Here is a 12,293-nt window from a genome sequence, read left to right on the forward strand (position 1 = left end):
TTTTTTTGTGTTTCAAACCATATTTCGAATGTGATGCAGAAACTCAATGTTAAGGGTCGTTCGCAGGCAGTTGTCGAGCTGATTAAGCTTGGAGAACTGAAGATCTGATGCGAATTACAGTTAGGATTAAGTAGCAGCATGAAAGCCTTTCTCTATTCTTTGTCATGAAGAATGGGGCAAGGCTTTTTTGCTGTTGATATATAGTTAATTAACCTCTGATTATGCGTTGTTCCGGGATTGAGTCACCAAACCATGTGGCCAGGGATCATTTTACACCGTTCCTTCACTTGAAAGTTGTGTGAAAATCCTCTTGATTTGCAGGATCGTCTTGATTAAAATGAAGTTATAAAAATGATTTTCTTATTTAATTGAAAATAAATAAAAATAATTTTCATGAAGTGAGGTCCTCATGGCAGCCATATTACGTGCGTTGCAGCAAGAACTGAATAACCTTCCGTCTCAGGAGCGACGTATTGCCGAAGTCATTATGCAATCTCCATCGGATATTCCCGGCTGGACGATTAGCCATCTGGCAGAGCAGAGTGGAACAAGTGCGGCGACAGTAACCCGCTTTTGCAAGTCGTTTCATTTCAAAGGTTTTCCCGATTTCAAAATGAAGCTCGCCGCAGAGTTATCACACGCTTCGGATGAAACGGCATATCAGGATATCGTCGCTGGCAACCCGCTCTCCAAAATTGTTGAAGCCATTGAAGCCAATCACCTTGCATCTATTGCAGATACTACTCGTTTACTGGATTTGGGCAGATTGGAGCATGCGGTTCAATTATTGTGCCAGGCTCGCCGCATCGATCTGTACGGTGTGGCTACCTCGTCGATTGTTACGCAGGATTTCTATCAGAAACTGGTGCGGATCGGAAAAAGCTGTACGGCTTTCTCCGACTCACACATGCAGATTACATCCGCATCTTCGCTCGCTGAGGGAGATGTGGCGATGGCCGTATCCTATTCAGGCGAAACACCAGAGACTATCGATGCCCTGCATTGTGCCAAAGAGGCTGGAGCTTCTACGATTTCACTGACTTCTTACGGCACGAACACACTTGCAGCTGTATCCGATATTCCACTATTCACGTCCTCTCTGGAAGAAGGCATGAGGCGTGGAGATATGGCTTCACGTATTGCACTTCTGCATGTGGTCGATATTTTGTTCACAGGCATGGTAAGTGCCGACTTTGACCGTTTTATCCCCAGACTGGAACAATCCTATCACAATGTGCAGTCTTATCGAGTACAACACAACGGAGGTGCTTGACAGATGAATATTCGCATTTTTGAAAATGAAGAAGATTTGAACGCCACGGGTGCTGGCCTCATTGCCAGTTTGTTGCAGACCAAACCACGGGCTGTATTGGGACTTGCGACAGGAAGTTCTCCTGTAGGCATATATAAACAGCTTATCACGTTGTATCAGAAGGGGCTTGTCAGCTTCTCACAGGCTTCTTCTTTTAATCTCGATGAGTATGTCGGACTTCCAACAGAGCATCGTGAAAGTTATCGCAGTTTTATGAATGAACAATTATTCAATCATATCGATATAGATCTGGCTAGAACCCATGTGCCTGATGGTCAGGCTGCCGATCTGGAACAGGTATGTAATTCCTATGAACAGCGCCTGGAAGAGCGTGGACCGGTAGACCTGCAATTGCTCGGCATCGGACATAATGGTCATATTGGCTTCAATGAACCGGGAACGGTGCTGACTGGGCGGACACATGTTGTGGATCTGAAAGAAGAGACCAGAAAGGCAAACGCACGCTTCTTTGCCAGCATTGATGAAGTTCCGGCTCAGGCGATTACGATGGGTGTCGGTACCATTTTGAAAGCCAAACAGATCCTGCTCATTGCCCGTGGAGAGGGAAAAGCGGAGATTATCCGCGAAGCGTTCATGGGCCCAATTACAACGGCTTGTCCTGCATCGCTTTTACAATGTCATCCGAATGTGGTGGTATTACTGGATCGTGCCGCAGGGAGGCTGGTAAGATGATTGCATCCAGTAACCATGTTGACGGAAGTGATCGAGAAAAAAACATATCGCTTCTTCGAGGCCAGCTGCTCCTTGCAGATGAAATGTTGGAAGACGGTGTACTAGCCTGGAGGGATGGGAAAATCCTCTATGCAGGGATAGCGGAAGGTCTGTCTGAACAGATTAGGAAAGAGGCCTTGCCTATACCTGTACCCGAACGTGGTCTCATTGTGCCTGGATTCATTGATATCCATGTGCATGGTGGGAACGGAGAAGACTTTATGGACGCAAGCCCGGAGGTATTGGACAAGATCACTTCTTTCCATAGTACACAGGGAACAACAGCAATGCTTGCGACTTCCATGACGGCTCCAAAAGAGCAACTGGAAAGCGTACTTGCGGAAGTCAACCGCTACCGCCGTTCTGGTTCAATGCCATATGCGCAGCTTGAGGGCGTACATCTGGAAGGTCCGTTTTTCAGTCCAAAATGGCCTGGTGCGCAAAATCCGGAACATATCATTCTGCCTGATGTATCTTGGCTCGAAGCATGGGAAAAGCAATATCCCGGTCTGATCCGTCAAGTAACGTTGGCACCGGAACGTGAAGGCGCACTGGAGGTTATCTCATGGCTGCGAGAACAGCGGATTACAGCGGCAATCGGGCACACGGATGCGACCTATGAAGAGGTGGAGCGGGCAGTCGAGGCAGGACTGCATCATGCAGTACACACGTTCAATGCCATGACACCGTTGCATCACCGTCTACCTGGGGCTGCGGGAGCCGTGCTGAGTGATCCACGCATCAGTGCCGAGGTAATTGCTGATGGCATTCACGTGCACCCTGCAGCGATATCAATCCTGGCTCAATTGAAGCAACATAACGATCAACTCGTGTTGATCACAGATGCCATGTCTGCTGCGGGTTTGGATGACGGAGAATACAAAATTGGCGACCTGCCCGTGATCGTGAAGCATGGAGAGGCCAGACTGAAGGACGGCGGCGCGCTGGCTGGAAGCACACTGACGATGATTCGCGGTTTCCGTTATCTGGTGCAGGGAGTGGGCTTGAGTCTGAAGGCAGCTTCACGGGCAGCAAGTCTAACCCCTGCACGTCTGCTCGGCATTGATCACCGGACAGGTTCCTTGGCTCAAGGAAAACAGGCAGATATCGTTTTGCTAAATGCGGAGCTGGGTATTGAGGGTGTGTGGGTGAAGGGCAGACGGATTGGTGAGTAAGATAATTTGTAGGGAGATGTGAGGAATGAGGACAGCGTAGTTGAAATCCATCTTCTTTGTTCGAGCTTAGCTTCTACAATACGAATGGTACTGAACGGTAACAACCTGAATATTGAAAGAGTAAGTCGAACTAGCAAGGACTGCCAAAGAGGAAATGGTATGGATAATATGCTAAAATAGATCTCAAAAAGACGGGATCTGCGGATCACGCATAACGGAGGCGTGAAACATGGAACGTAACGCTATGCTCGAACATGATCCGTTCATCACAGTGCTGGCGAAGAAGTTGCACATACACGGATACTATGCCTTTTATGGCGAGCATTACAATGAGACCGATATGGAGCAGTATCGCAGGCATCTGTTCACATCATTCAGCAACATCGTATGGGTAGAGCTGGATGCACGCAAAAAGTATATGATTGTGGATCATCGTGGACGTAACACGGTCATGAAACTGATCGAAGGTATGCTGAACACGCGCAGAACGCTGCGAGCGAACCAGGCTATGGCGGGCACGGATACCTCAGGAGTCCAGCAGGAGATTGCACACTTATCCCGGCTTGTGCACATGCTGAAGTTCACAACATTCCGCACATAATTGGAGGGAATGAGGGGAGTAGAATCTGGAGGATGTCCCGAAAGTGGGTTTCTCCTTCTAGTCACAGGGCTAATGAACGTCAGCCACGTTATTCCGGTAGAAAATTGATGAATGACATGCAAAACGAGGAAATAAAGCGTCTACGATTCGTTATTTCGTCAAAACTGCGGATTTTCGTCGAATAGCAAGTGCCCGGTTCGTTTAAAGTAAATAAACGAATATATCTAGATCTACCAATTACAAAAGGGGTGTACCGTCATGAAGTTGGACGGCACACCCCTTTTATATACTTATATACCTACACTACCCTTCATTTGTAAAGTAGGCTCAATCTTAAAATCAGTCATATGAGAAGCTGCATCGTAGTGAAGGGGACGAAATCGATTCAAACAAAAACGATGACCTGTAGGCCAGCGTTTTTGTAATATCTATCTGCCCCTACTCTATGAAGTTGAATAAATAATTTACACGTTAACGGAGTGGGGAGAAAAAAGCTGAGGAAGCAAAGCGTTCGCCTTTATCACCCGAATTTCTCCCTTTAGAAAAGGGAATCAAAGAAATCGGGGGATAACAGCGATCGGAAGCTTATTCTCCCCGCGTAGTGACCTCCGTGTAAGAGTATTTTTCAACTTTTACAAACTCTTCAAAAACTGAACAATCGTCAACAACCCTTTATCAAAGTTCTCCAGGTTGAAGTGCTCGTTCGGTGCATGCAGATTCTCATCCGGCAAGCCGAAGCCCATCATGACAGCAGGGATTTCGAGAACGCGTGAGAGCTTCTCAACAATCGGAATGGAGCCGCCATCTTTGGTAAAGAGGGCACGAACGCCATATACGTGCTCATATGCATCTGCCGCTTTTTGCAGAATTGGATTGGAAGGATCAGTATTGAAAGCAAAAGCTTTCTCGATCTGTTTCACATGCAGCGTTGCACCCGGTTGAACGTGAGCGCGCAGATGTGCTTCGATACGATCCAATACATGTTGTGGATTTTGGTCCGCAACGAGGCGGCATGTAATTTTGGCATGAGCTTCCTTCGGAATAACCGTTTTGCTGCCTTCACCCTGGAAACCACCCCATACGCCGTTCAGTTCCAATGTTGGACGAGCGCCAACACGTTCCACGAATGAGTAACCTTCTTCGCCGTACAATTGCTCCAGCCCGAGGTCTTGACGAAGCTGTTCCTCATTGAATCCCTGTTTCACAAATTCTTCTCTCATCTCAGGAGACAGTGGCAGAACGCCATCGTAGAAACCGTCTACGCTCACACGGCCCTGCTCATCATGCAACGAAGCGAGTAGGGACACGAGTGCATGCAGTGCGTTGGGTACACCGCCACCAAATGAACCGGAGTGCAAGTCGGTATTGGCTGTGTTCAGATCTACGTGAAGCGAACAGAGGCCACGCAGGCCAGTGGAGATCGCCGGTTTTCCTTTTTCAAGCAGGGACGTATCCGAGATCAGTATCATGTCTGCACGCAGCTTGTCCGTATGCTCATTCAGATAGATGGGCAAGTTCGGGCTGGAGATTTCCTCTTCGCCTTCGATGCAGAACTTGACGTTAACCGGCAGTTCTTTGTTTTCGGCCAGAATGGCTTCTACTGCCTTGATATGTAGGAAAATCTGTCCTTTGTCATCCGTCGCACCACGGGCAAACAGCTTGCCATCACGAACGGTAGGTTCGAAAGGAGGCGTCTCCCACAGGTGAAGCGGATCAACAGGTTGTACATCATAGTGTCCATAGATCAGAGCTGTCGGTTTGCCGGGTGCATGCAGGTGATCTGCATAGACAATCGGATGTCCAGCCGTTTGAATGATCTCTACGTTTTCCATACCTGCACGTGTGAGTGCATCTGCTGCCCATTGTGCTGCACGATTAACATCCTCTTTATGCTCGGAAATGGCGGAAATACTCGGAATGGATAACCATTCATTCAGTTCTGCCAGGTGTTTTTCTCTATTTTGTTCAAAATAAATCTGTTCTTTCATTAAAAAGGCCTCCTTCATGTTTGCTTTATCTCATTGTAATCCATTTTGTCAGGTTAATAAAACATTGGTTAAAAAAATGATCGGTTACATATCGTTTCATTGACCTGATGATTATGCGTATAATACAAGAAAAGGATTTCATCCATATATTCTCAGGGGAGTTGAGGAAGTTTCCATGACAGTCAGACCCGATGCGAGCAGGCAGGTGAGTACCGATGGAACCGACTAGGAGCGATCGAATATTGGGCAGGTTCAAACGGTTATCCGGATTAAAGGCAGGAAGACACAAAGGGCGATTTTATCGAAACAGCCTCATGCTTATTTTACTCATTGCCAGTATTCCCGGGCTAATCACAGGTATCGTCATGTATCAACAGGTTGTTGGCCGGATGGAGACCGAATTCAATCAGATGCATCAGAACCAGATTGAGAACCGGGCACGTAATGTGGATGACCAGCTGGCTTATCTGGAGATGAACTTATCTCATTGGGCTTTTGAGCCGAGGTTTGGCAATGCACTGCGAACGCTGGATTTTGTGTATTATTTTAATGAAACGCAGGAGATTGTGACTACCTTATATGTATTACAAGGTTCCCACCCACTGATCAAGTCAGCACAGCTGTATTTGCAGGAACCGAAGCCAATCTTGTTTAATCGGGATTATACCGAATTGAAAGATGAAGCCAAGATACAGGCATATGATCGTTACCTCTCCATGGGTAACCATGTGTACTGGACAGACTGGGTTTCCAACAACAACAGAGATACCGCACTTTTGACAAACGATAGTCTACTGCATACAGATGCAGGCAATGCACTGGTTCTTGTACATAAGATCCCGGGGGAGAGCATTAATCCATTTGGTGCACTGATTATTACGTTGGATAACGAGAAAGTCGCCAGTTTGTTGAAAACGCTTACTCCCTATGACGAAGGGTTAACGTTCCTTATGGATCAGGAAGGGAACACACTGGTTACCGGTAATCCGGGAACGGCGGGAGAGGATTCTGCTTTTGAGCAGCAGCTAAAAGAAGAAGTGGCCCTGCATGCAGACAGCCGCTCATTTCTGTTCCGATATGAGGATCAGACCTATTCCGTCTCGTATGGGTCATTGAGTCGGATCGATTCGGACTGGACTTATGTCTCCGCGGCACCTTTGACATCAGTCACTTCGCCGGTCAAGCTGGTATCCAAAATCATCGTTATTGCCAGTGCAGGCAGTCTAATCCTTGGGTTACTGTTATCCTGGTTTGCTTCACGCCGAATCTATTCGCCCGTAGCTCGGATGCTGCATCTGCTTACGCCTGGTAGAAACGAAACAACACCAACGGATGCAAAGCTGGACGAGTTTGAGCTGCTGGAGCAACAGTGGAACGAACTGACCTCCCGCAGTGTCACGGCACATCGCCAATTGCAGGAGCAGCTTCCCCATCTGCGTGACAGTTTTGTCTTACAACTTGTACAGGGGCATCTATATGCCTATAACGAGCAGGATCTCCAGCAGCGGATGCATAATCTCGGATTTGAACTGGAGAGCCAGCAGTATTTGCTGGTGCAGATGTATTTTACGGGATATGAGCAGTTGGAAGGCCGATTTGGAAGCCAGGACACAGGACTGGTTACTTTTGCGGCTGTGAATATCACCCAAGAAGTCGCCAAAAATTATTTCAGGCAGATCAGTGTCATGAACTTCCACGACCTGTCTTCGGCCATGCTTGTGATCGCTCCTCAGGACGAACCTGTGAAGTCACAGGCGCTCTCATGGGGACAGGAACTGGTGGAGGTCATTGGGCGAACGCTCAAAATGAAGGTGACTCTGATGGTCAGCCGTCCAGCGGCTTCATTACAGGAACTGCCCGGACGATTCGTCGAGATGGAACAGGCCGTGGCTTATCGCAGTGTGGAGGAAGGAAGCCAGATTCTCGATCTCGATGATGAGGAGTGTTTCCGCAGAAACGAAGCAGCTTCCTATCCATTGGGGCTGGAACGTGAGTTGATCCAGGCGATCAGGCTGGGCAAGCAAGCCGAAGCGGAACGTGTGCTGGAGCAATTCATGAGTGAGATTACGCAGACGGACAGTACCGAATTCCAGGTGCAACAGATGATGCTTCAATTACTGGGGAGTGTTCAACACATGATGCTGCAAACGGGGGTAACACCTTATAAGCTGTTTGGAGGTCGCAACATGTATGAGCAATTATCCGGTATTCGTGAAGCTACGCAGATGAGACACTGGATGGCTAATGAGGTATTCATGCCGTATGTACAAGAGATCGAGGAACGGTCCCAGGAACCGCTGAAGCTGGTGGTGGAACGTACGATGTTGTATATCGATAAGCATTACCAGAATGATATTTCGCTGGAGAACTGTGCGGATACAGAGCAGATGACACCCTATGCCCTAAGTAAGGCATTCAAACAGGTATCGGGCATTAATTTTATTGATTATTTGACACGTGTGAGAATGGATGCGGCGAAGCAATTGCTACGTGAGACAACGATGAAGATTAATGATGTTGCGGCGGCTGTGGGATATCAGCACAGTTATTTTAATCGGATTTTCAAGAAACAGGAGGGAGTTACGCCGAGTCAGTATCGCGATCAATGGTTCGGACAATAACCGTTTGTACGGCTGTCTTTTCTGACCGGAATCCGGAATTAGCGGATACCGGTTTTTTCTTTTTTACCGTGATACAAAGAAAGATAAACCTGCAAAAATGTACAATTATCCCTGCTACGATATATTCAATAACATGTGAAAATGGCGTTATAGCGGGCTTCTTGGTCATAGTACCAGAGGTATGCAAAAAATGAAGGTTGCCGGAAAAAGATCGGCTGTATAGTCTGAGTATCAGGTTAATTGATAACGCTTACATCGTTGAGGGAGGGGAGACATGATGAACGGGAAGACGGACTGGAATACCAATGCCACTGCAACTGTTCAAGCGGATCTGGCTACAAGACCCTTAAAACAGGAGTCCAATTGGAAAAGGCAGATCAAACGAAACAAATGGTTATATGTGCTTGTGCTTCCCGGTTTTTTGTACTTTGTGATCTTTAAATACTTGCCTATGTGGGGGATCGTCATTGCCTTTCAGGACTATCAGCCTTTCTTGGGTATCCGTGAGAGTAATTGGGTGGGGCTGGAGAACTTTACGAACTTCTTCTCCAATCCGGACTTCTTCCGACTGTTACGTAATACGCTGGTCCTTGCCCTTTATGATCTCATCTTCTTTTTCCCGGCACCGATCATTATCGCCTTATTATTAAATGAAATTCGGGTCGCTTTCTTCAAAAGAACGATTCAAACGCTGGTCTATGTACCCCATTTTGTATCCATGGTTATTATCGCCAGTATCACGTATGTGTTCCTGACCCCGCAAGGCGGGGTGTTATACGACCTGATCGCCTGGATTACAGGCAAGCCTATTGATGTGCTCTCCAGTCCGGGTTCGTTCCGTCCGCTCATTATTGTCCAGATGATGTGGAAAGAGATGGGTTGGGGAACAATCATTTTCCTGGCAGCCCTTGCGGGTGTAGATACGGAGCAGTATGAAGCTTCCATTGTGGATGGCGCAGGACGATTACGGCGGATGTGGCATATCACACTTCCCGCGATTCGCACGACCATAGTCATTTTGCTCATTCTCCGATTGGGGAACTTCCTCGATACCGGGTTTGAACAGATCTATCTGATGACCAACTCCCTCAACCGGGATGTCGCAGATGTGTTTGATACGTATGTGTACACGGTGGGGATCACGCAAGGTGCATTCAGTTACAGTACCGCTGTTGGACTATTCAAGTCTGTGGTAGGGATTATCCTGGTGCTTGGCAGTAATAAACTTGCGAAAAAATTCGGTCATCCCGGAATTTATTAAGGAGGAGCGCCCATGAACAGCCGTCTATACAACAGCCCTGCCGGCAAGGTATTTGATATCTTCAATTACGTCATGCTGGGGATTCTGGGCATATTAACCGTCCTTCCTTTCCTGTATATTATAGGGAATTCTTTCGCAACGGAAGCCGAGATCACCGAACGCAGTTTTTTCCTCATTCCGAAGGTGTTTTCCTTCAGTGCATATGAGTATATTTTTTCCTCGTCCACGATCTTTCGCAGCATTGGTGTTTCCATTTTCATCACGGTGGCAGGTACACTGGTCAATCTGTTCTTCACACTAACGATGGCTTATCCACTATCCAGAAGTGACTTCTGGGGGCGTAATGTCATGATGAACATGGTGATCTTCTCGATGTTATTCGGCGGTGGCATGATCCCGACGTATCTCGTCATTCGTGGACTGGGACTGCTTGATACTTACTGGGCCCTTATGCTTCCTGGCGCGATCAGCGCTTTTAACTTAATTGTTGTCAAAAACTTTTTTCAGCAAATGCCGCCCGGGCTGGAGGAAGCGGCCCGCATCGACGGCTGTTCGGATCTCGGGGTGCTGTGGCGAATCGTTCTGCCTTTATCGAAGCCGGTCATTGCCACGTTTGCCTTGTTCTACGCCGTAGGACACTGGAATAACTTTTTCTCGGCACTGCTGTACATTTCGGACAGTGACAAATGGCCGCTGCAAGTCATGTTGAGACAGATCGTATTACTCTCGCAGGCCAGTGTCGGAGATATGGCGAACATGGACCCCAATTTTGTACAGCCACCAGAGCAGTCGATCAAAATGGCGGTGATCGTTGTGGGTACCATTCCGATTTTGCTGGTGTATCCGTTTTTGCAGAAGCATTTTGCCAAAGGTGTCATGTTAGGTTCAATCAAAGGCTAAAGCCAAGGGGGAGAACGTATGGGACAAAAAACAGGATTCAAAAAAGGTGCACTGCTACTCTCTGCGTCACTGGTATTAAGTACAATCCTGGGAGCATGCTCCACCGACAAAGAAGGTTCAGGAACCGCTACGGGTGGCACCGATCAGATTACAATTATGCTGCCGAACTTTGAAGCCGAGAATCCGCCGGAGAATAGCCCAGTCATCCAGAAGCTTGAAGAATTGACCAAGGTGGATGTGAACCTGCAATGGGTGCCGAGCAGCTCGTACGAAGACAAATTCAACATTACACTGGCCTCGGGAAAACTGCCTCAGATTATGGTGGTGTTAGGGAAGTCCCCAAGTTTCATTAATGCGGCACGAACCGGAGCATTCTGGGAGCTTGGTCCATATCTGAAAGACTATCCGAATCTGAGCCAGATGAATGAAATCATCACCAACAATGCGTCAATCGATGGCAAAACCTATGGGATCTACCGGGCACGCGCCCTAGGACGTAATGGGGTCACAATCCGCAAAGATTGGCTGGAGAATCTGGGTCTGGAAGAGCCGAAGACGATTGACGAATTTTACAATGTATTGAAAGCGTTCACGAAGGATGATCCGGACGGTAACGGCAAGGCTGATACGTACGGTCTGGTTGCAAGCAAATTCACGGGCCCGTGGGATAACATGCAGGTATGGTTCGGTGCACCCAACAAATGGGGAGATGATGGTAGCGGAGGCCTGATCCCGGCGCATGAGACACCAGAATACATGGAAGCCCTGAAATTTTTCCGTCAAATCTATAGCGAAGGTCTGGTAAACAAGGATTTTGCCGTGATGGATGCGACGAAACTGCCAGATCCATTTGTAAACGGTCAAGCAGGTGTCATGGTGGATGTAGCAGATAATGCGCAGCGCATGGATCAGAAAATACTCGATAAAGACCCAAATGCGACAGGACGCGTAGATGTGCTGCAAGCGATGGAAGGTCCAAAGGGATTGCGCGATATGCCAACGTCCGGCTACTCCGGCCTGATTGCCATTTCCAAAAGCAGTGTCAAAACGGAAGAAGACTTGAAGAAGGTACTGAGCTTTCTGGATCAGCTGAATGAACCGGAACTGCAGGCATTGTTGTACAACGGATTGGAAGGTAAGCAATACGAGAAAAAAGAAGACTACATCGTACCGAGCACTGACAAGCTTGCACTCCGCGACCTGCAGGGCTTAAATCAGATTTTGATGTTTGTGCCGGAAGACAGAACGCTTCGTGTACAACAGACACCTGTCCGTGAAAAGGTTGCACAGGTGCAGAAAGCCAACGAAGAGATTGTCATCGCCAATCCTGGCGAACCGCTGATCTCTGATGTATACGCTCAGAAAGGACCGCAGCTGGATAATATCATTAACGATGCACGGATCAAATATATCGTAGGTCAGATTGATGAGAAAGGATTCGAAGATGCTGTTGCCCTGTGGAAGAACAACGGCGGAGACGATTATGTGAAAGAAGTCAATGAACTGTACGCTGCACTGAAGTAGTCGTATAAGCCAAAGCCTGGCAGCCGTGCTTTCAGCGTAACGGAGACAGCCGGGCTTTTTCTTATTGCTGTAGTGGCTTGATAAGTGAACAAAAATTTCATCCAACTTTCTGGAAATTATGACTTCCTGAATATGGTTTTTGATGTATAATCAAAGCGAAACAAACCTATTTGAACTTA

9 protein-coding genes and 1 pseudogene are annotated in these 12,293 nt (G+C 47.6%); 9 read left to right on the top strand and 1 reads right to left on the bottom strand.

Translation table 11 applies throughout. The features are described 5' to 3' along the window. Window positions 1-6: 6 nt before the first annotated feature. The 5 genes and pseudogenes from AC4G47_RS05520 to AC4G47_RS05540 form a co-directional block, all read left to right on the top strand. A pseudogene (locus tag AC4G47_RS05520) lies at window positions 7-108 on the top strand (LuxR C-terminal-related transcriptional regulator); the annotation flags it as partial. Between the two features lie 301 nt (window positions 109-409). Then, on the top strand, window positions 410-1,273 hold the full coding sequence (locus tag AC4G47_RS05525; protein ID WP_491105171.1) for a MurR/RpiR family transcriptional regulator: 864 nt from the start codon (window positions 410-412) through the stop codon (window positions 1,271-1,273). Window positions 1,274-1,276: 3 nt separating this feature from the next. After that, window positions 1,277-2,005, top strand: a complete 729-nt coding sequence (nagB, locus tag AC4G47_RS05530) for a glucosamine-6-phosphate deaminase (protein ID WP_491105172.1) — start codon at window positions 1,277-1,279, stop codon at window positions 2,003-2,005. Continuing rightward, complete coding sequence (nagA, locus tag AC4G47_RS05535; protein ID WP_491105173.1) at window positions 2,002-3,219, top strand: N-acetylglucosamine-6-phosphate deacetylase; 1,218 nt, start codon at window positions 2,002-2,004, stop codon at window positions 3,217-3,219. The genes nagB and nagA overlap by 4 nt, the downstream gene beginning before the upstream one ends. Before the next feature lie 229 nt (window positions 3,220-3,448). Continuing rightward, window positions 3,449-3,820 carry a hypothetical protein gene (locus AC4G47_RS05540; RefSeq protein WP_458123883.1) on the top strand — a complete coding sequence of 124 codons (372 nt, stop codon included), beginning with the start codon at window positions 3,449-3,451 and terminating at the stop codon, window positions 3,818-3,820. Between the two features lie 632 nt (window positions 3,821-4,452). On the opposite strand, the gene AC4G47_RS05545 is transcribed toward AC4G47_RS05540, so the two are convergent. Continuing rightward, window positions 4,453-5,808 (bottom strand): dipeptidase, encoded by a 1,356-nt coding sequence (locus AC4G47_RS05545; RefSeq protein WP_491105174.1) that lies wholly within the window; start codon window positions 5,806-5,808, stop codon window positions 4,453-4,455. A gap of 242 nt (window positions 5,809-6,050) precedes the next feature. On the opposite strand from AC4G47_RS05545, the gene AC4G47_RS05550 reads away from it, so the two are divergent. The 4 genes from AC4G47_RS05550 to AC4G47_RS05565 all read left to right on the top strand — a co-directional run bounded on the left by AC4G47_RS05550 (window position 6,051) and on the right by AC4G47_RS05565 (window position 12,114). Beyond that, window positions 6,051-8,429 (top strand): AraC family transcriptional regulator, encoded by a 2,379-nt coding sequence (locus AC4G47_RS05550; protein ID WP_491105175.1) that lies wholly within the window; start codon window positions 6,051-6,053, stop codon window positions 8,427-8,429. Window positions 8,430-8,703: 274 nt separating this feature from the next. Continuing rightward, a complete protein-coding gene (locus AC4G47_RS05555) occupies window positions 8,704-9,690 on the top strand; it encodes an ABC transporter permease (protein ID WP_491105176.1) in 987 nt (328 codons plus the stop codon). Between the two features lie 12 nt (window positions 9,691-9,702). After that, window positions 9,703-10,590, top strand: coding sequence for a carbohydrate ABC transporter permease (locus AC4G47_RS05560; protein ID WP_491105177.1), 888 nt, complete (start codon window positions 9,703-9,705; stop codon window positions 10,588-10,590). An 18-nt stretch (window positions 10,591-10,608) separates the two neighbouring features. Then, the gene (locus tag AC4G47_RS05565) at window positions 10,609-12,114 is read left to right on the top strand and encodes an extracellular solute-binding protein (RefSeq protein ID WP_491105179.1); all 1,506 of its coding nucleotides are present in this window, start codon (window positions 10,609-10,611) and stop codon (window positions 12,112-12,114) included. Window positions 12,115-12,293 lie beyond the last annotated feature (179 nt).

The organism is Paenibacillus sp. Negev47, assembly GCF_058313655.1.